This window comes from Vibrio tetraodonis, from assembly GCF_003350295.1.
Taxonomy (GTDB): Bacteria; Pseudomonadota; Gammaproteobacteria; order Enterobacterales; family Vibrionaceae; genus Vibrio; species Vibrio tetraodonis.
Genome location: NZ_QLYY01000008.1, coordinates 109,484 through 130,657, shown reverse-complemented (window position 1 = coordinate 130,657; position 21,174 = coordinate 109,484). Strand labels below are relative to the sequence as shown.

The following is a 21,174-nucleotide window of genomic DNA, read 5'->3' as shown; positions in this document are numbered from 1 at the left end:
TAAAGGCCGCTATTTTGCGGCCGATGATACTTGTTGAACTTTACCTAAACGTAGCCTATTTGGCTATTCAATATTAATGACCAAATAAGCTGAGCCTTTAAAATCAATACTTTTTATTGTTTTATACCCAAAGCTTTCCCCATAGTCAGTCAACATAAACACGGTTGCTTTTACATTATCTGTCGCTAAAAGCGTTTTAAATGCCTCTGGATTACTTTCAAGCGTTACTCTTATTCCGTTCGCACGCGCGACCCTACCTCCGATAGCGTCAATCACCTGCTGTGTACCACTATTTTCGATGCTCGCTTGAATCGACATTGTTAAGTTCTTAGGATCAACTTTGGCTGCTAAGTACGCGTTATACATAATGTCAGCATAAGTAAGTGTCTTACTATAATCATCACTTTTATAAGATGATGACGTTGTGATTGATTTCCCATCTTTTGATACATACAAATCATAAGCAGCTTTTGGTAATTCTCCTTCGGGTGTCTGCTTAGCGCCTATTTTGAAGTGTTCGGTCTCTCCATCAATAAATTCTTTCACATTCACCGGCGGTTCTGATTTCTGGCCTACTTTAACGAAGTTTTTGTAGTTGGTTTCGAAGGTACCCGTTGTGCTTTTTGCGGACCTCTTTTGTAGAATACTATCTGTCAATCGTGTCCAGTTTCTATCACCTTTTGCATACATTTCTGCAAACCATGCGTCATTTTCATCAGGTTTATTAAAGGTTTTTGCTAAGCTAAATCTTGTTTTTGTCGGTAATCCTTGACTCGATAATGGAGGCAGTCGGTTCGGTATTGAAGGTGGCCGAGGTACTGGTGGCGGCACAGGTAACCCCCCAACAGGTGGAGGAGGCGGTACAGGCGCACCTCCTACTGGAGGCATAATCTCATCAGGCAGCCTCGGCGGATTGGGATTACCTAAAAAGTAACCAAACTTGCCGTTAACCCAGCCCGTTTTTCCACCAGTCTTAAATTTAAAGAATGCTGACACTTTTGCAATTGCTGGCCTTGTCGGTAAAGGAAGAGGGACCAAAGCTTCATACAAAGCAGCGGCCATAATAACCGCACTTTTCTGAGAGCTCGCCAATACTTTAGCGCTCATTCCTCGAGCCACATATCTAAGTAAGCGTGCACCGGTTAAGCCTTTTGCCATTCCAGATACAAGTGCTCGCATACCTTGCTTACTAAGTGTGGCGGTCAATTGGCCAACTTTACCTGCGGCACCAAACAACGGCATGATGGACAATAGATCGAGTAAAATCGTTCCGCTGTCAGCCGTGTATCTTCTGTCTGTCGTTCTGTTATAAATGGTTTCATAAAAAGGCACTATCGCCTTGATAAATTTGTGAAATCCGTGGGTATCATCAAAGGCTGCCTGAAAATCAATCGCTAATGTATCGAGCGCTTCTTTTATACCGCATGGCAATGTATCTGGCGCGCTCAAACCTATTTCTATTGGCTTAGCATGTGTATCTTTTACCAGTGTATAAAAAGGAGGTACTGCATGCTTAAATGGATTGGTATCGCCATCATAAAGCAGAGAAATGAAGTTTTTTGCCGCCCAATCACAAAACAGCCCCGTGTATCTTTTGAAGTGCCTTGGTGCCTCTTCTGGCATTAACCATGCCTTTTCAAACGATGATAATCCCGATTTTTCTATCGAACCCATAAATCGAGATAACTCCTCTTCTTCTACCACTTTCGATTTAGGCTCACCAAAAAAATTCGAGAATAAAAGATATCTTCCGGAAGACAACTGCATCACAAGGCATCTTCCCGGGATGTATTGACAAGGATTGGACTCTGGTCGAATTGTCCCCCCTCGACCATCACCATATTCACCTAATGATCGTCCCATAATAACGAATGACTTCACCGTCTTTGGCGGTTCTACTATTTCTTCAATGCTCAAACCGTTATTTGCTAATACTAATGCTGATATTTGGCTCGCATCAAATTCACTACTGCCATTTTCTTGGTAGTCATAGAACTGATTATTGTACTCTTCTCTGCTGGTCGACTGGCTATATTTTATAAAGTCTGAAAATGTTCTATGTGCTTCTGGTTTCGGCTGATTTACCAGATCTCTAAAAGGATTATGACTTTCTCTATCTGTATAAAACCCATCAAACATTTTTTCTAAACTAAAATGCGTTAAGCCTTCATTTATCAATAGGTGATAGATAAGTAGTTCAAGAATGCGAATCTCTTCATCTTGGCTAGATAGAGTCTCAGCAAGCTCACTAGTAAAGACAATATCTTTATAATTATTAGTGGTTTTGTACTCTTTTATCTGATCTATGGTTTCTGATGAGTTTAACAGTCTTAGGCAAGAAACTAGATCGTGATAATCTTGCTCCACATAGCCAATAAGCTCTGTTTCATTCGGCCACAGAGAAGGAGGACACTCTACTGTTAACTCATCTAACTTTTTCTGGATGTTTGCCATTCCATCCACTGATAGAGGTATTGGAAAATCACTAATTCCGGATACTGACAACTCAAAAATTCTAATCATTACCCGTGTTTTGGCCTGAATTAATCCCTCATAAAGTTCAGCATTAATACCCGTATTGTTATTACACAAAGCTGATAGCATGATGTTAACTTGGCATAAAAAGTCAGCAACTCCGGGAAACGTTTGATTGTTACCTAGACGCTTTACCTCGACTTGAATCAAGCGCTCCACTTTATTAGGCAAATCATCTACCTGGATAACATCATATAGAAGGTAGTCTTGATATACCTTATTGTCTGTAATGTAGAGGCGACCTGCATACTCCCTTGTAACCTTGCCAATAGAAGTTGAGATGCGTTTAGCCCCTTCATCCGACTTTAGCCAAGCCAACACTTGTGATTCAAGCTGGCTTTCATCAAGACCACGGCTAAATGGTAAAAGACGAATCTTAGTTAATTGCTCAAACTCTCGTTGAGACACTCCCACAGGTGGTGTGAGGTTAGACTCTATCCATTTAAAGTACTCATACAACGCATATTGGCGAACACGAAGTGTATTCATTCCTATATTAGGTGACACTCCGCGTTCCACTTTTCTCTCTTCAACCGCAAGGCGTCGAAAAGTATTTCTAAATCCATTTTCCTTTACGACTCTTTGGATTCGAAGCGTTGCCTTGATGTACACGGAAGCGAGAGTCTTGTGTTTTTGTTTCTCTCTTAGCTGCCGGCTTACCGACCGTTTCATTTCTCTCAATCTCTCTAGCCGTGCTCGTTCCTGTGTCGACAGGCTGCCTTTTTCACTGCGTTTGGCTTTCAGCTTGTTAATTTTCTTTAATTGGCGAGAAAGTCTACGTTTCAATTCTCTCACTTGATCCCCATACTGCTTGCGCAGTGTTGCTCTATCCGTCTCTATTGCTGATTTGAAGACAGTTTGGTTGATCGATGTAAAGGCATCTTTAGCGGGTAGAATCAGATCACTTGTCAAGCTAGGGCGAGACAGTTGGATACTCGCAATTAAATCCTGAGAGTCAGTGAGTTCAATCAGCTTATCCGCAACAACTGTACTTACTTTTTTCAGTTGCCAGAGCTCATCACCCTCGCACTCTTGATCGCTGGAACAAAGCGCAGCTAATATGGCATAGAGTTGACACAAATACTCGCCACTACTTGAAAATGTCTTTTCATTTTCCATTCGAGAAACTTCAAAACCAATAACCTGCTCAACTCTTTGATAATATCGATTTAGGGCCAGCTCATTTCGATAAAAATTGTCCCTAAACTCTCCCTCTTGCATTCCGTATTTTTCGATATGAAGAGAGGTTGCAAACTTCAGCTCAGGCGCATGAATTGCTGCCGAAAACTCTTGCTCAGAAAGCCCCATGATACGGCCTGATAATTCGCTGGTATCTCGGCGTGCTCGTTGAGTAGCTTGTAGAACATCATTTTTACTTTCGCCGTTTGAACAGATAGATAAAGACAGTGATTCGAGATCTTGCGCCACCTCATTATCATCACGGCCTTCCTCAACAGAAGAAAGACCTATACCTGAAAATACCAGTGGAGTTGAATCAGAAGAATAAGACGCCCCCAAAATTAGATGGGGCGAGAGTATTTGGGGTTCGTTGGGCACTATAGTTATCCTTATGAGTATCATTATTTAGATACACACAAGATAACCAATCAAACCTACGATGGAGCGTATAAAACAAACATTCAAAGCAAATAAGCAAATGAATGAATAATTTGACTAAAGCGTTTAAATGCTAGACCCGAGCTTCTAACGATACCATTGAGCTAATGCCTTTGAATCTTAAAGACACTATTACTAAGTCACGCAGAGCTGAAGGGGCTTCTGGGTGTAGCCCACGCACAACTTCATCAAGAATAGTAAATGCACCAGGGTATAGCATAACGGGTAAATTCTGATCATATAAGCATGCAAATATCGCAAACTCCTCTAAAAAGTACTGAATAGAACTTTGTATCTGCGGGCATTCTTCTGCTTGTTCAAGCGATTTAGGTGCAATTTTCTGAAATTGAATCGCCGATGAAATGACCGAGTTTCTATAGTCCAAATCTGTATTGTAGAGTTCTTTTAAGCACTGGTAATAGTCTTTATATAAATCCGCTTGTTGGACTTCTGAACATCGAACAAACTGAAAGCTGGTTGGCAAATTCAGCCTGCTAATGATTTCCTCTGCCTGTTCAATATATTCTCTACCCATAACCAAAGCTCGCTCTAAACACTCTTGTTCTGAGCCAGAGGAGTGACGAGCAAGATTTAAGCGATGAACACTATCCCCGACCAACAAGCTGCAAGAGTCAAATCTCTTAGATACCCACTTTAAGACAGCTTCGAGCTTTAATGGGGTGAAGTGATGATTGCTTAGGCTAATGCCAAGAAAACAACTCTCTAACTCATGAAAACTTCCTCTCATATCAAGAGGGTATACACGAGAAATTTCTGTTCTATAGCGCTTTCTTTTCGTTAAGTGATCGTGTTTTTCTACAGCTAATTCATTCATTTTCAACCTCACAAATTGACGACAAAAATTACTAAAAAACTTATAAGCGGTTGATTATATTTAAGTAATATGATTTTACTACCCCGCGTTATAGAGCGAGTTGAATAATATACTTGTGGGTCTAGGTATCAATGAAATGCTTTACGCTGTGTTTAAAACTGTGACTAATTTAAGTATAAGTTTCCCATTTAAATAATGAATTACTCGCTAAAGATGCACACAGCGACCAGTTGGAATATCCTCTAAACGATCACCTAACACGCGTTTCAAAATTGTATAAGCTTTCATACCAGTGCAGTGGCCTGTATAAAACCGAACAATAGGATATTCAGCTAGAGCTTTTGCTACCGCTTCGATATCATGTTTAGTGCCCCCGATACTATTGAATACCGGTAAGCCTACGAGATGAAAGCCACCCACAACCGCTTTAATTTTCTGCTTCGGAAATAAATTCACTACTGTTTCAATCATATTGAGCACACCACTATGGGCGCACCCCGTGAAGACAACCAGTCCATCCACTTGCTCAATAACAAGGATCAGTTCGTGATCAAAGGTATCGCGCTCAATGCCTTGCTTTGAATGCGTATAAAGATACTGATTTCCGGCAGGTTGGGGATATTTTCTCTCAATTTGTGTAATGAGATGAACATTGGGAGCTATCTCGGTAGTATTTTTAATCAACTCCATCCTATGGGCATTGCGCTCCAATATCGTTTTATTCAGGCCGACGTTAGTCTTAAAGCCATATGCCTGAAAGTAGTAGTCTTTATCCTCGCACTCTCTCATATACACTTTGGCTTTGTGATTGATATTCATGAAATGAGCAATACCGTTGCAGTGGTCATGATGTCGATGAGATAACACCGCCAAGTCTACCTCGGCAATATTAATATCCAGTAAAAGAGCATTGTCACAAAATGTTCGGCCATTGCCCGCATCAAATAAGAGTTGAGTACTGGCCGTTTCGATATGAAGCGATAAACCTCGTTCAACAGCCAGATCTTTCCTGCTGTCCAAACGTGAATTATCCACAAGGGTCGTGATTTTCATGCGTGCTGTTTATTACTCCAATGACTCTTCTGCTATCGAATAATCATCTATTCACTTTTGTATTGGTAATACACTAACACACTCACCCTAAAGACCTAAACTGAGACTTTTACAACATAAAGTTAATTCTGATATTTGAAACAAAAGCCACAGCCTTTACGAATAAGTACCTCCGCTGATAAAAGATGTAAAACTTTACGCCATATCCATATTCAATCTAAGCAGCGACTCGGTATATACTCGCAGCATTGACACTCAATCATTGTTTTATAGAAGATGAACAAAAGCTTACTGACTAATCTACTCGCACTGGCTTTGTTAGCGGGCGGCTACCAAACAGGCAATTCGATTGCTTACTATGCAGGATTATTCGCTTTCTCCGGCGCTATTACCAACTGGCTAGCCATCCACATGTTATTTGAGAAAGTCCCAGGTCTTTATGGCTCAGGCGTTATTCCAGCAAGATTCGAGGTATTTAAAGCCGCAATCAAAACCCTTATGATGGAGCAGTTTTTTACCGAGCAAAACATCGACCGTTTTCTTAATAAAGAAATGTCGGGAGGTAAAAGCCTAAAGTTAGAGCCGATTCTGGAGAAAGTCGACTTTAACCCAACCTTTGATTCTTTAGTTAGCGTAATTGCCAACTCTTCGTTTGGCGGTGCCTTGGCCATGTTCGGCGGCACTGAAGCACTTCAGCCACTAAAAGCACCATTTGTCGAAAAAATGCAGCAAGCAGTGGTTGAGATCAGCCAAAGTGATGCCGTAAAAGAAGCGCTCAAAGATCAATTAGAATCGCCCGCAATGATGGAAGAAATTCAAGCCAACATTGAAAATATCATTGATCAAAGACTTAATGAATTAACGCCAAAATTGGTTAAAGAAATCGTGCAGAAAATGATTAAGCAGCACCTTGGGTGGCTTGTGATTTGGGGCGGTGTGTTTGGCGGCCTGATTGGCATCGCGTCTTCGTTTATTGCCTAATATCAAGCATTAAAAAGGGAAGCGAGACTTCCCTTGTTATAACGTCATGATCAAATCGGCGTTGATGCCGAAGCTGGTTTTATGCTCTTCAATTACCACTTCGCTACGAGTTTGAATCACGCCAGGTAGAGAGCCAAGCTTGCTCGACATAAAATCCTGATACGCTTTCATATCTTTGACACGAACTTTAATCATGGTATCGAAATCACCAGACAGAGAGTAACATTCCTCTATTTCTGGCATGTCCTCAACCGCTTTGGCAAATTTATCAAAAATCGAAAAGCTCGTTTGATCAAGACGAATATGAATAAATACCTGAACGTCTAACCCGAGTTTCTCTGGATTCAGCTCTGCGTGATAGCCTTTTATATAGCCTTCTTTTTCTAGGCGTTTTACACGGTCTGAGCAAGGAGAGGTCGTCAAATTGACTGACTTAGCCAGCTCCACTACAGGAAGTCGCCCCTTGAGGTTTAAGATACGCAAGATCTCTCGATCGATTCTATCTAAGCTCATTTACTGCCTTTAGGTAAAAGATCATGGCAAAGATAATAATCTATATAACTATACCTAGCCTATGAAAATTGACGATTATTGTTACACGCGGCACTAAATGTTTTGATGAAATAAGCTATTCACATCGCGTTCCATAAACAGAGTTATGGGCTACCCAAAGCTAGACTACTTGGAGCCCCCAGCTAAATGGTCCACACCAAGCAGTCAACTCTATTATGAATTACAACGCTGCTTTTTTGGCCTCTGAAATCCATGCATCAAATTGTGAGCGATTGGCCTTTATCCAACCATTAACATGCGATTCAATATCGGCTGAACTATTTTTCCCTTGACTCATCATCATGTTTTGAGCACTGACATCATTAATATCTAACTTAATGATTTCAAAAAGCTTAGCGGCTGCAGGATTCTTATCTGTGAAGGCCTTATTGGCCACAATACGCATCGAGTTCATTTCAAACCCATAGTTTTTACCATTCGGCAACGTGGTATCAACATTTTCACGCTCACCGGGCAACGCAGAAAACGGGACTTCAAGCCAAACAACATCTTTTCTTGGTACAAGAACGCCACTCACCCAGTATGGAGTCCAGGTGTAATACAAAACAGGATCGCCTTTTTTATAGCGGGATATAGTGTCGGCAATAATCGCCGCATAGTTACCTTGGTTGTGAGTAACCGTATCTTTCAGCCCGAATGCAGTGATCTGCTTTTCAATAACCATTTCACAACCCCAACCAGGATTACAACCAGTTAGATCAGCTTTACCATCACCGTTAGCATCAAAAAGGCTCGCTAATTTAGGATCCTTTAATTGGCCAATATTAGTAATGCCGTATTTTTCTGCCGTATTTTTATCGATCAAATACCCCTGTGCGGCACCACTGATGTAGTTACCTTGTCGATAAAACTTTTCGTCGCCACCTGCCATTGTGTATTTATCCGCATGAAGTGGAAACCAACCAACAGCAAGAAACGTAGCATCGCCCTTAGCGATAGAAGTATAACCAACGTTATAATCCACTTCCTTAGTTTCTTTGACTTGGTACCCAAGCTCTTCAAGAGCACGATTCACAATTAAAGTCTGGAAGGTTTCTTCGGCCACCGTAGATTGCAAGGGCTGGACTGTCACTCCCTCACCAGGAAGGCTATCCGCCGATACATAAACAGGAAGTAACAATGTAAATAAAGCACTTACTTTCAGTAACTTCTTCCATGAAAGATTCATTTGTAGTTCTCCTCTAGAGATGCTCTGGTAGTTTTCGTTTGTTTAACAAAGCGTAAGACAATAGAAATTGGGCCAGATTGGTACCAGCGGGTTTTTGTATCTCCCGCATTGTTTCCTAACTCTTGCGTTATTCGGTCTAATAAAATCGCAAGTATTACAATACCTAAACCACCAACAGCCGCAATTCCCATATCTAATCGTCCAATCCCTCTCAATACCATTTGCCCCAAACCACCAACAGCAATCATTGAAGCAATCACTACCATGGAGAGTGAGAGCATTAACGTCTGGTTTACTCCAGCCATAATGGTCGGCAGAGCGAGAGGTAATTGGATGCGATATAACATCTGCTTCTTGCTCGCACCAAATGAATGCCCTGCTTCAATGAGCTCTTCTGGCACTTGTTGTATGCCCAAAATGGTTAATCTAATCACAGGAGGAAGGGCAAAAATGATCGTCACAACAACTCCGGGGACATTGCCAATGCCGAATAGCATGACAATAGGAACAAGGTAAACAAACGCTGGTGTCGTTTGCATAGCATCCAATATCGGCCTTACGCATTTAGCTGCAGTATCACTCCTTGCAAGCCAGATACCAATAGGCAAACCTATCAATAAACAGAAAAACACAGAGGTCATAACTAGGGCTAACGTTGTCATCGACTGAGACCAAACACCGATCAAACCGATAAACACCAGTGACAAGAAAGTCATAACCCCGAACCGAAGATTAGAAAACTGCCAAGCAAGCAATGACAAAATTAATAACATTATCGGCGCAGGTGTAGAAACAAGTGCAGCTTCGAATGAAGTTAAAATAAAGTCGATGGGCAGACGAATAGCTTGAAATATTGGTCTGCCATGGGCTACGAGCCAGTCCAAACCTGACTCAACCCAACTATCAAGGGGTAAAAAAGAATCTTCGAAAGGATTCAATAGATCAAAACTTTTCGCTTCAACAACGTCGGTATTTAACCATTCATTAGAATTTTCAGGTTGACTTGCACCCCATGGATCCGTGGTGTTCTGTGTGGATGACATAGTTCTACTCCTTGTCTAAAACTTGCAGTAATCGAGACTTACTGATCACGCCATAGTAATTACCGCTATCGTCAACAACAGGGACTGCGTAAGGAACGCCAGCAACGGATCCCAGAATACTATTTATGGGTTGTTCTGGTTTAAGGGTGACTGAATCATCAAGTTCGGCACTCGCCAGAGAGCGATTTTCCTTGTTTGCCAATTGAAGTGAATCTAGTGAAACAATACCAGAATAGTGATTTCCCTTATCAACAATAATTCCAAACTCTCTGTCACTATCAACGAGTAATTGCAAGGCTGAGGCTGGGCCATCATGTTCTGATTTTTTAAACACCGCTGCGGGTGCTTTTTTAGCAATATCTCTGGCGGTTAGCGCAGAGGCTAAATTAACACCTCTAAAAAACGCGGCTACATAATCATTCGCGGGTTTTTGCAGAATTTCATCTGGTGTTCCAACCTGAACAACCCCTCCATCCTGCATAATAGCGATACGATCGCCAATCCGCATCGCTTCATCAAGATCATGAGAAATGAAGACGACGGTGCGTTTATCATCATTTTGCAGACGTATCAGCTCATCTTGCATTTCAGATCTTATTAATGGATCAAGGGCAGAAAAGGCTTCATCCATCAGCAAAATATCCGGGTCACAGGCTAATGCACGTGCTAATCCCACACGCTGTTTCATACCTCCGGACAGTTCATCAGGAAATGACTCACAATAGGCTTCCAAGCCAACCCTTTCTAATGCCTCGAATGCGAGTTTCTTTCTCGCATCAAGTCCGACACCAGCAAGCTCTAAACCAAATGCCGCGTTTTCAAGGGTTGTCATATGAGGCATAAGCGCAAAGCTTTGAAAAACCATGGAGATATTTTTTCGGCGCACGGCTCTGAGCGCTTGTTCAGAGATATGTGAAATGTCATTACCTTTGAAATACACACTTCCTTTCGTCGGCTCAATCAGACGGTTTAGTAAACGGACCAAGGTAGACTTGCCAGAGCCAGAAAGCCCCATAATTACAAAGATCTCACCTTGATTAATTGACAGAGATACATCATTTACTCCAATCGTGAGCCCCGTTCTTTCAAAGACTTGCTCCTTATCCAAACCGTCATTCAACATGGTGAATGCGCGTTCAGTATTATCTCCAAATACTTTGTAGAGTCCCTTAACTTCCAGTATGGGAGTCATATGATTTATCCTTTGCTAGGTGCACAAGCGCACAAACACTTTGTACTCTAAACAAATAAATACGTATTTTCAAATCTCAAGTAGTTATAATCGTTAATAAAAATACAAGGCCATCATGTTTACATTCCGTAAAAACAAAAAGACCAAGAAAGCAAATCATTGATTTTAAATATAAAAACACAAATTTAGCTAATGATTTTACATATAGATTATTGACACATCCAACATAGCATGTATCGAAATGGCTAGATATGCATCTGCAATGATATATACCTATTTAGATTAACCATTTATACGCTAAACATTAGATGTCAAACTTTGTTTCAATATTGTGACAGAGAAGAAAATGATATTTAGGTCTCAATATAAGAAATTTTTCAGTGAAACCTGTAATGTTGCATGGTTTTTCAATAAAACAACGCGGAAGTTTTATTTAGAGTACAAACTAAGAAGTGTTTTGGCTTTGGGTTTGACATTTTGCTCGTATGAGGTACAAATTAGTCTGTATAATGAGAGCTTATCAAAATCGAATTTGTTGATAATTTTTGGTTTCTATCTATGCTTAACCCCGTTTGGCTAAACACCTTTAAAACCCTGATTGAAGTGGGTCATTTTACCAGAACGGCTGAAACGCTTCATATGACTCAGCCCGGTGTCACTCAGCATATCAACAAACTGGAAAACGCCTGCGGATATCCGCTAATAAAGCGCTTTAATAAGCAGTTTGAGCTAACTCTGTATGGGAAAAAAGTTTACCACTACGCACTTGATTACTTCGCCAATGAAGCGAAACTTTTACAAAACTTGGGTCAAGATGAAGCTTTTAAAGGACGGTGCAGTATCGGCTGCTCAGGCACATTGGCTTGGCTGCTCTATTCTCCTTTACTGGACTTGCAAGCGCGCCATCTAGGTTTATCGATTGAACTAGAAGCCACGCCAAACGAGCGCATTTTTGAGCAAGTAAAGCAAGGCACTATCGACATTGGCCTAGTGACAAAAAAGCCTGAGCCTAAGTATTTTTCTAGCCAAAAGATCGGCGCAGAGCATCTTGCGCTGGTCATGCCCGCATGTACAAAGATAGATTCATCGTTGAACTGTCTACTCAAGGATTTAGGTGTTATTCGACACCCTGATTTCGCGCATTATTTCCAAACCTTTATTGCACAGTGCGAGCATAGCCAACTCAGTCAACTCGATCTCGAAGACATAAAAATCCAAAGCTATATCAATCAAATACACCAGATTTTAGAGCCTATCACAAGAGGCATTGGCTTTACTGTCGTACCTAGCTGGTGCGTAGACCTATTCTACGGCAAAGATAAACTCAAAGTGCTCGAAACAAAAAAAGACGTTTTGGAGCCCGTTTATCTGGTTAGCAAACTCAATACTTCGCTTGGCAAACGCTATCACCAAGTCATCTCAGTCATCGAGAAAACATTAAATACCAGTAAATAACATGCCATGGCCAGCTTTGTTGTCGTCAATTAATTTATTTTTGCGCCGAGCAAACCTCTCAATCTATTGATTGAGTTACTCATAATCCGACGCATAAGTTTCTTCATAAGAGTGAGAATAAAGCTCAAATAAGTTACCAAAAGGGTCTTCTAGGTAAACCATTTTTGCTGGCTTAGTATCATCTTCAGGATGATATCGCATCACATCCATACGAACTTTACCACCAAGAGATTCTACCTTTGCCATCACTCCTTCAAAATCATCGGTTTGCAAACAAAAGTGAAAAATACCTAGGCGAGAAAAATCAACATGATGCCGCTCTTGACGCTGCTTCATTTCAAATAACTCCACACCAATACCATCGGTTGTAACGAGATGCGCAATATTAAAGTCTGCAAACCCTTCACCAAACACAGCAATGCACATACGCCCGATAGCAGACTCTCGCTCTTCGATAACTTTGGTGTTGTTCATCACAACTCGAAGACCCAGCGCCTGAGTATAAAACTCCACCGCTTTCGTCATATCGCCAACCATAATACCAAGGTGATTCATTTTCATAACAAGCTCCTAATCGCTCATAAAGTGAATATTTTGTTTCAGTAGGAGCAGTATAAGAACCTGCCATGATAATTTAAAATTATCAATTTTAATTATGATGATAAATTATTATTTAAATCCACAGCTCGCTAGGTGACAATTCACCTGTCTGATACTCTAACTACCCAATAGAGCTTTGATGGAGAGCAGAAAGTGAAACAAAATATTATCCATATTGCATTGGTGGTTGATGACTACGATGAGGCCATCGACTTTTACGTGAATAAACTGAATTTTGAACTGATAGAGGATACCTATCAGCCCGAGCAGGACAAACGCTGGGTAGTAGTCGCTCCGCCGAACTCACACGGTACAACATTACTGCTCGCAAAAGCTTCTAAACCTGAACAAAGAGGCTTTATTGGTAATCAGGCAGGCGGACGGGTATTTTTGTTTCTAAACACCGATGACTTTTGGCGTGATTATGAAAGAATGACGTCTATAGGTATTGAATTTATTAGGCAACCTCAGCAACAGGACTATGGTACAGTTGCCGTCTTTAAAGATTTATATGGCAATTTATGGGATCTTTTAGAGTTAAACCCTTCTCACCCAATGAGTTACAGATTCAGCTAGAAACTATGTCCGAACAGTACTCGATCTGCGCTTCAAGCCAAGATTTAAACATCAGCTGAGAGTATGTTTCTGGCTTAGAGTCTAAACGGGTGAGCCAATACCCTCCCTTGTGAAGAAATACATCAAATGGCTGCATAATTGTCTTCTCTTTTAGTTTGCTTGCAAACATCAAAGGAGAAGCTAACGCAACACCAAAACCTTGCGCCGCGGCGTCCACCATAAGGGCGGTAGAATCAAAGGTAATACTATTGGAATAATGGACCTTAGTCTTTACGCCAGCCTTAACTAGCCATTGATCCCATTCTTGAATATCGTATGACCTAAGCAAGGTATACTTAAGAATATCTTGGGGCTTTCTCAGCTGACTCGCGATGGATGGATGACACAAAACGGTAAAGGGAGTATCAAATAAAAGCTTGGCAACACTACCATGCCAATGACCTCGGCCAAATCGTATGATGTAGTCCAAACCTTCAGAAAACGCATTCGCAACATTGTTATTGGTTGAAATTCTTAACTCAATGTCAGGGTGCTGACGATAAAAGCTATCAAGCTTTGGCAGTAACCAATGAAGAGCAAACGTCCCTACAACCCCCAAATTTAGCGGCTCTCGACTGACGCCAAGACATAGGTTTTCTAGGCTAACCGTAAGCTCTGAAAATACTTTCTCCACCACGGGAAAAAGTCGCAGGCCCTCGACTGTGAGAGCTATTCCCCTTGGCATTCGATTGAACAGTGTGGTTCCCAATCGACTTTCCAGTCCTTTAACTTGCTGACTCACTGCCGTTTGTGTCACACACAGCTCATCGGCTGCTCTGGTAAAGCTTTGATGCTTGGCTGATACGTAAAAGGCGCGTAACGAGTTTAGCGGTAGCTGACTCAAGTTCATAACGGTCTTAAGGTAATGGAAAGGCCAAAGATTCTAACGGGTTTAGCTTTGTCAGCTCAAGGGCAAACGCCATTTTTAGGCCAAGAATTTCTTGGGTCTAAGCTCAGAATTCGTGTGTTGTCGCTCTCGAGTGACAAGCTTAGTATTCTTCCTTCCTATTACAGTGAAAAGACAATAATGAAAAAATATATTCTATGCTCCTTACTAGCCTTAGTATCAGTCCATTCCGTATCAGCCAGTCTTGAACAATCACTCTCGAAAATAGAGCAAGAAATCAAAGGGCAAGTTGGTGTCGCCGTCATCGACACTCAATCGCTTAACCAATGGAGCTATAACGGAAACCAAAGATTTCCTATGATGAGTTCGTTTAAAACATTAGCTTGTGCAAAGGTGCTCTATGATGTGGAGCAAAAAAAGCTCTCGCTCAACCAAAAAGTTGATGTGCCAGAGTCTGGGTTAGTCAACTGGAATCCGATTACCGAAAACTTTGTTGGTAGTAAAATGTCTTTGCAAAGCGTTTGCGCGGCTGCCATGTTGATGAGTGATAACTACGCCGCTAACTTAGCCCTTGAGCAAATTGGTGGGCCGAGTGGCTTAACGGCGTTTTTAAGGGAAATCGGCGATCAGAAAACGCGTTTGGATCGCTATGAACCAGAATTAAACTATGTTGAAAAAGGAGCAGAAAACGATACCACCACTCCCACCGACATCACTCAAACCGTCAAACGATTACTGACAGGTGATGTCCTTAGCACTAGCAGTAAAACACAATTACAGTTTTGGATGACTAACAATATGTTCTCTGACTCACTGGCTCGCGCTGTTTTACCTCAAGGGTGGTTGATAGCTGACAGATCAGGTGGCGGGGTTAACGGTTCAAGAGCTCTTACCGCGATGATATGGAAGTCAGACCGAAAGCCGTTATTTATCGGAATTTTTATTGCTAACTCGTCGCTCTCCACCTTGCCAGAAATTAATCAAGTTGTCGCAGATATAAGTCAGCTTATTTTTACGCAATATGGTATTGAATAGGGTCACGCCGTACAAAAGGATCATAGCAAAACAACCCCTTTGTCGACCCACAAGGCTTCCAAGCCTTTTTGGATGTATTAGAAGAACGTGGAAGCAAAAAACTAGCCCAAGAGCAAACCCAATAATGAATATGGAGCGAGGGTGCTCATATCAATAGCCAGATAGAAAAAAGCCCCGAAGTTTCGGGGCTTATATAGTTAATTAGTCCAACTCAACCAGTTGTTGCTTGAACTTCTCATGCTGAGCTTTCACTGATTCTTCTGGCTCTGCGGTCATTAAGCTGACTACAACAATAGCAATCGTTGATAAGATGATCCCGGGAACAATTTCGTAAACATCAAACCAGCCGCCTGACAATTGTTTCCACACTACAATAGTCACGCCGCCAATAACGATACCAGCCAGTGCACCATTGCGGTTCATGCGCGGCCAGTAAAGGCTCAGAATAAGCGCAGGACCAAAAGCAGCACCAAAACCAGCCCAAGCGTAAGACACTAAACCTAGTACTGAGCTGTCTGGCGTTAGAGCTAAAATAAGAGCAACAATTGAGATTGCTACTACCGCAATACGGCCTACCATTACAATCTCTTCTGAACTTGCATCTTTCTTAATGAGTTGCTTATAGAAGTCCTCTGCTAATGCTGAAGAAGACACCAATAATTGCGAATCAGCTGTACTCATAATTGCTGCAAGTATTGCCGCTAACAGCACACCAGCGACGACAGGATGGAAGATGGAGTTAACCAACAACATGAAAATTTTCTCTCCATCATCTATCGATACCCCAGAATTAGTCACATAGATTAGACCAACTAGACCGACTAACATAGCACCAACCATAGAAAGTGCTGTCCACACAACCGCAATGCGACGTGCTGTCGTTAGGTCCTTATTACTACGCGCTGCTTTAAAACGCGCAAGAATGTGTGGCTGACCAAAGTAGCCTAAGCCCCATGCAACCAAAGAGATGATCGCAATAGCTGATAGTGGCTCACCCTTGGTATCATTCCACAGCGTAAGCAGCTCAGGGTTGATATTCGACAAATCGCTACTTAGCTGGCCAAGACCACCTTCCATCGCCGCAATAGGCACAATCAACAGTGCCGCAGACATCAGAAGACCTTGGACTAAGTCAGTCCAAGATACCGCCAAAAATCCACCGAACAGTGTATATGACACAACACATACAGTACCAATAATAACGGCGATGCTATAGTTCAACCCGAATACGGTTTCAAACAGTTTTCCGCCAGCCACTAAGCCTGAGCTGGTGTAGAAAAGGAAAAATAGCAAGATAAAGAATGCAGAGATAACTTGAATAAGTTTAGATGTATCGTTAAAACGACGAGAAAGGAATTCTGGCAAGGTTAAAGCATCTGTCGTGATGCTGTAAGTACGCAGTCTTTTAGCACTGATAAGCCAGTTTAGCCAAGTACCCGCAAGCAGACCACCAGCGAGCCATAATGCTTCAATACCAGCGGCATACGCGTAACCTGGTAGACCGAGCAAAAGCCAACCACTCATATCCGACGCACCCGCAGAAAGTGCTGCTGGCCAAGGGCCAAGAGAGCGACCGCCTAAAAAGTAATCCGTTGAGTTTTTCGTTCGTAGGTATGCAATGACGCCTATTGCCATCATCAAAATTAGATACGCAATAAACGTGGTCGTAATAGCAAAGCTATTTTCCATGTGTTTGTCCTCATAAAAAAATCGCCTTCCATGAACGCCCTCACGCACACTGAGTGAGGGCTCTCGGAGAAAGGGTTAGTGGGTTTCGCTCCCAAGTTCCAACAAGGTTGCGTTACCACCCACAGCAGTTATATTTATTGTTCTCGTACGCTCTGTGATAAAGCGCAGCGATAAATGTGGATCGTGAGCGACTGGAATCAACTCAACATCCGTTTCTGAAACTAGGCCTACAATAGCACCTGTGCGTTTCGCTAATTGGCGGTTGATATTTCGCTCAACTTCTTGATTGCCTATGTACCCAACGCTTCTCACATCAGATTCAAGTAACTGATGGTAAGCGTCAAGAGAGGCGAATTGTAATAGATTTATTAGTAAAGACGCACTTTTTGCTGTCGTTTCTAGGGCTTTGATCAAATCAATATCATCACTGCACACAATAACACTATTACCAGCAAGAAGCGCACAAGTAAGTTGAGCAATCGCTGCCTGCTGCGCTGATTGAGATACATGATCCTGAATGATCAGAGCAACACCTCGGCCAGCGGTATATAACTCATTCGTCTCACCCGTTGGACCAGGCATTTCACGGGTTTTGGACAACAACTGCGCTGAATGTTGGTAATGGTAGTCAATAACGGCAGCCAAAGCAGGCTCAACACTCTGCAATGCTTGCTTAAACCCAAGTACATACTCACTTCTTATCTCAAAGCTGGTGAGATTCCAATTTTCCCATGCTGCATAAGCATCGGAAAAACGAGTAACTTGATGAACCATAATTTTTCTCCTTGCTTACCGATTAAGAAAATGATGTCTGAGTGAATCGGAATAAATAGTGTGGTCCTCCGGCTTTAGGACCTGTACCTGACAGACCTTGACCACCAAACGGTTGAACGCCAACGACGGCACCAACCTGATCACGGTTGATGTAACAGTTCCCCACTCGAGCATGCTTTTCAATCCAGCGATACGTGGTCTCATTGCGGCTGTGAATTCCCATCGTGAGGCCAAAACCAGTGCCATTAATTCGCTCAACCACTTGGTGTAGTTGACTCGCTTTAAAACGGACAATATGCAAAATTGGTCCGAACTGCTCTTCATCAAGACAAGCAATATCATCAATTTCAAACGCGCACGGTGCAACGAAATCACCATGTTGGTGCAATTCATTAAGCTCCAGTCCAGCGACTTTTTGCTGAGTCGCCGTCATACGCTCGATGTGCTTGAGCAGTTTATTCTTGGCGTTGGCGTCAATCACAGGTCCAACATCGGTTGAATGTTCGAAAGGTAAGCCTACTTTTAACTCTTGCATCGCCCCTTGAATCAATGCAATGATTCTATCTGCAATGTCTTCCTGAACATACAACACCCTAAGTGCACTACAACGCTGTCCAGCAGAAGCAAACGCTGAACGAATCACATCACGCACCACTTGCTCAGGAAGCGCTGTACTGTCAACGATCATGGCGTTTTGGCCACCCGTTTCAGCAATAAATGGTACTGGCGCAGTATCACGCTCTGCAAGTGTGCGATTGATGCGCTGAGCCGTTAAGGTTGAGCCTGTAAAGGCAACACCAGCAATCGCAAGGTGAGAAGTCAATGCTGCCCCAATATCAGCTCCGCGCCCCGGTAACAGCTGGATAGTGCCGTTAGGAAAGCCTGCTTCAATCATAAGTTCGACAGCACGAGCTGCAATCAAGCTGGTTTGCTCAGCAGGTTTTGCTACTACCGTATTGCCTGCAACCAGTGCTGCTGTAATTTGACCCAAGAATATCGCCAGCGGGAAGTTCCAAGGGCTAATACACACAAAGACACCGCGTCCGTCACGCACGACTTTACGCGTCTTGGCATCGAAGCCTTGAATCTCAACTTGGCCCAAGTTATCTATTTGTTTGGCGTAGTAACGACAGAAATCAACCGCTTCACGCACTTCATCAATACTGTCATGTATTGTTTTACCAGCTTCTTGATGACACAAAGCGACCAACTCAGCAAGGTGTGTTTCAAGCAAATCTGCTAACTTTTCTAACGTTTGTGCTCTTTGAGCTGTCGCCGTCACTTGCCAATCGTCAAAGGCATCTTGTGCGCCTTCGATTGCCGCAGAAACATGATCAAGGTTAGAGAAAGCCACCTGACCAACTTCAATGCGCCTGTCATAAGGTGCTGTCACTTTCTCAACGGTGACATCATCCTTGATCATGCTTTCAGTGAATACGTGACCGTTAATTATCGGGCCAGCTAACCATTGTTTGTCTAGAAAGCTCTCTACTTGCTGTTCAAAAGGCTTGGCCTCGGATTCAATATCAATATTTACACCGTAAGAGTTTGAACGCTCTGAGAATATCTTTAGCGGCAATGGTATATTGATATTATTCAGTGTCTCAAATGCCCCCAACATATCGACAGGATGCTGAATAAGAGTTTCAACAGGACAACGCGCATCTACTAGACGATGGACAAATGAGCTGTTCGCCCCATTCTCAAGCAGACGACGAACCAAGTAGGGCAATAAATCCTTATGGCTACCCACAGGTGCGTATATGCGCACTGGCTGTTGGTGTGTTTCCATAACATGGTGATAAAGAGAGTCACCCATCCCATGCAAACGCTGGAACTCGTAGTTTTTATGCTCTGCCATCACAGCGATAGAAGTAACTGTTTGAGCGTTATGGCTGGCAAACTGCGGGAAGATATTGCCTCGTACATTGTCAGACAATAAAAAACGAGCACAAGCTAAATAGGCAACATCTGTGGCTTCTTTGCGCGTATAGACCGGATAGTTATCGTAACCCGCTTGTTGCGACCATTTGATCTCACTATCCCAATATGCTCCCTTAACAAGACGCAGTGGAATAAGATCGCCCTGCTCTCGGGCTAAACCGTTGATCCAGACCAGTACAGGAAGAGCACGTTTAGAATAGGCTTGAATCACAAGACCAAACTTACCCCAGCCTTTCACAACATCACTTCTATATACTTTTTCAAACAGCTTTAGCGAGAGTTCCAAGCGATCTGCTTCTTCAGCATCAATCGTAATGGCCACATCCAATTCAACAGCCTTACGCAGCAATTGCATGAGTGTATCGGCAAGTTCAGTCAGCACTCGCTCTTCATTGGCCACTTCATAGCGGGGATGTAAAGCAGACAGTTTAATCGAAACGGACGGAGCTGGGCTTGTCTCTATGCCGTATCTATCACGACCTACCGCTTCGATTGCCATCAAGTAATCATTAAAATATTTATCCGCATCCGCTGTGGTCAGTGCTGCCTCACCTAACATGTCATAAGAGTAGGTGAACCCTTTATCACGCATGCTACGGCCATTTTTTTGCGCTTCAGCGATAGAGCGACCAAGAACAAACTGATGCCCCATCACCTTCATCGCTTGGTGCATGGCTTTACGAATAACAGGCTCAGACATTTTATTAACAAGACGATTCACTGCCGACACTGGACTGCGCGCTTCAGATTCAGACAAACCAACAACTTTGCCTGTCAACATAAGGCCCCATGTCGACGCATTGACAAAAACGGAATCTGAACTTTTTAAATGAGACTTCCAATCTGCGACACTAAGTTTGTCACGGATTAAAGCATCCGCTGTCGCTGCATCAGGAATGCGCATTAAAGCTTCGGCAAGACACATAAGTAATATGCCTTCTTGGGTATCCAAACTGTATTCCAGCAGCAAAGCATCGATCATTTGAATCGATTTTTTATCTGCACGGATAGCTTCAATGAGCTCTGTCGTTTTGGTCGACATCTGTGCTTTTTCGTCCGCTGTCGGAGTCGCGAGCGGCAACAGTTGTTCAAGCCATAGGGATTCGTCCACCATGTAAAGTGGCGAGATCAGCGACCAAAGTTTATTTAGCGGCTGCTCAACAAACTCGGCATTCAACACATCAGTTGCAGTAAACATGCGTTTTCCTCAATCTCAAG

Annotated in this window: 16 protein-coding genes; 4 read left to right on the top strand and 12 right to left on the bottom strand. The window is 42.6% G+C overall.

Features of this window, described 5'->3' with window-relative positions:
- Positions 1-63: 63 nt before the first annotated feature.
- From DPF90_RS05765 to DPF90_RS05755, 3 genes are all read right to left on the bottom strand, one after another.
- The gene (locus DPF90_RS05765; protein WP_114785375.1) at positions 64-4,092 is read right to left on the bottom strand and encodes a hypothetical protein; all 4,029 of its coding nucleotides are present in this window, start codon (positions 4,090-4,092) and stop codon (positions 64-66) included.
- A 133-nt stretch (positions 4,093-4,225) separates the two neighbouring features.
- Positions 4,226-4,987 carry a tRNA-dependent cyclodipeptide synthase gene (locus DPF90_RS05760; RefSeq protein ID WP_114785374.1) on the bottom strand — a complete coding sequence of 254 codons (762 nt, stop codon included), beginning with the start codon at positions 4,985-4,987 and terminating at the stop codon, positions 4,226-4,228.
- A 207-nt stretch (positions 4,988-5,194) separates the two neighbouring features.
- Positions 5,195-6,040, bottom strand: coding sequence for an MBL fold metallo-hydrolase (locus tag DPF90_RS05755; RefSeq protein ID WP_114785373.1), 846 nt, complete (start codon positions 6,038-6,040; stop codon positions 5,195-5,197).
- A 276-nt stretch (positions 6,041-6,316) separates the two neighbouring features.
- Here DPF90_RS05755 and DPF90_RS05750 point away from each other — a divergent pair, with 276 nt between their 5' ends.
- Positions 6,317-7,021 carry a DUF445 family protein gene (locus DPF90_RS05750; RefSeq protein ID WP_114785372.1) on the top strand — a complete coding sequence of 235 codons (705 nt, stop codon included), beginning with the start codon at positions 6,317-6,319 and terminating at the stop codon, positions 7,019-7,021.
- A gap of 36 nt (positions 7,022-7,057) precedes the next feature.
- On the opposite strand, the gene DPF90_RS05745 is transcribed toward DPF90_RS05750, so the two are convergent.
- The 4 genes from DPF90_RS05745 to proV form a co-directional block, all read right to left on the bottom strand.
- Complete coding sequence (locus DPF90_RS05745; protein WP_114785371.1) at positions 7,058-7,534, bottom strand: Lrp/AsnC family transcriptional regulator; 477 nt, start codon at positions 7,532-7,534, stop codon at positions 7,058-7,060.
- A gap of 220 nt (positions 7,535-7,754) precedes the next feature.
- Entirely contained in the window at positions 7,755-8,762 is a 1,008-nt protein-coding gene (proX, locus tag DPF90_RS05740; RefSeq protein WP_114785370.1) for a glycine betaine/L-proline ABC transporter substrate-binding protein ProX, read from the bottom strand.
- Positions 8,759-9,805 (bottom strand): glycine betaine/L-proline ABC transporter permease ProW, encoded by a 1,047-nt coding sequence (proW, locus tag DPF90_RS05735; protein WP_114785369.1) that lies wholly within the window; start codon positions 9,803-9,805, stop codon positions 8,759-8,761. The genes proX and proW overlap by 4 nt, the downstream gene beginning before the upstream one ends.
- A 4-nt stretch (positions 9,806-9,809) precedes the next feature.
- Complete coding sequence (gene proV / locus DPF90_RS05730) at positions 9,810-10,997, bottom strand: glycine betaine/L-proline ABC transporter ATP-binding protein ProV (RefSeq protein ID WP_114785368.1); 1,188 nt, start codon at positions 10,995-10,997, stop codon at positions 9,810-9,812.
- A gap of 558 nt (positions 10,998-11,555) precedes the next feature.
- Here proV and DPF90_RS05725 point away from each other — a divergent pair.
- Entirely contained in the window at positions 11,556-12,452 is an 897-nt protein-coding gene (locus DPF90_RS05725; RefSeq protein WP_114785367.1) for a LysR family transcriptional regulator, read from the top strand.
- A 75-nt stretch (positions 12,453-12,527) separates the two neighbouring features.
- On the opposite strand, the gene DPF90_RS05720 is transcribed toward DPF90_RS05725, so the two are convergent.
- A complete protein-coding gene (locus DPF90_RS05720) occupies positions 12,528-13,013 on the bottom strand; it encodes a VOC family protein (protein ID WP_114785366.1) in 486 nt (161 codons plus the stop codon).
- A 192-nt stretch (positions 13,014-13,205) separates the two neighbouring features.
- On the opposite strand from DPF90_RS05720, the gene DPF90_RS05715 reads away from it, so the two are divergent.
- Positions 13,206-13,628 carry a VOC family protein gene (locus DPF90_RS05715; protein WP_114785365.1) on the top strand — a complete coding sequence of 141 codons (423 nt, stop codon included), beginning with the start codon at positions 13,206-13,208 and terminating at the stop codon, positions 13,626-13,628.
- Here DPF90_RS05715 and DPF90_RS05710 read toward each other — a convergent pair.
- Positions 13,621-14,517, bottom strand: coding sequence for a LysR family transcriptional regulator (locus tag DPF90_RS05710; RefSeq protein WP_114785364.1), 897 nt, complete (start codon positions 14,515-14,517; stop codon positions 13,621-13,623). The genes DPF90_RS05715 and DPF90_RS05710 overlap by 8 nt on opposite strands.
- Positions 14,518-14,532: 15 nt before the next feature.
- Here DPF90_RS05710 and bla point away from each other — a divergent pair, with 15 nt between their 5' ends.
- The gene (bla, locus tag DPF90_RS05705) at positions 14,533-15,549 is read left to right on the top strand and encodes a class A beta-lactamase (protein ID WP_240314472.1); all 1,017 of its coding nucleotides are present in this window, start codon (positions 14,533-14,535) and stop codon (positions 15,547-15,549) included.
- Positions 15,550-15,750: 201 nt separating this feature from the next.
- Here bla and putP read toward each other — a convergent pair whose 3' ends face one another.
- From putP to putA, 3 genes are all read right to left on the bottom strand, one after another.
- On the bottom strand, positions 15,751-17,238 hold the full coding sequence (gene putP / locus DPF90_RS05700; protein WP_114785363.1) for a sodium/proline symporter PutP: 1,488 nt from the start codon (positions 17,236-17,238) through the stop codon (positions 15,751-15,753).
- A 75-nt stretch (positions 17,239-17,313) separates the two neighbouring features.
- Positions 17,314-18,012, bottom strand: coding sequence for a 1-pyrroline-5-carboxylate dehydrogenase (locus DPF90_RS05695; RefSeq protein ID WP_114785362.1), 699 nt, complete (start codon positions 18,010-18,012; stop codon positions 17,314-17,316).
- A gap of 22 nt (positions 18,013-18,034) precedes the next feature.
- Positions 18,035-21,154: a bifunctional proline dehydrogenase/L-glutamate gamma-semialdehyde dehydrogenase PutA gene (gene putA, locus DPF90_RS05690; protein ID WP_114785361.1), complete on the bottom strand. Its 3,120-nt coding sequence runs from the start codon at positions 21,152-21,154 to the stop codon at positions 18,035-18,037.
- Positions 21,155-21,174 lie beyond the last annotated feature (20 nt).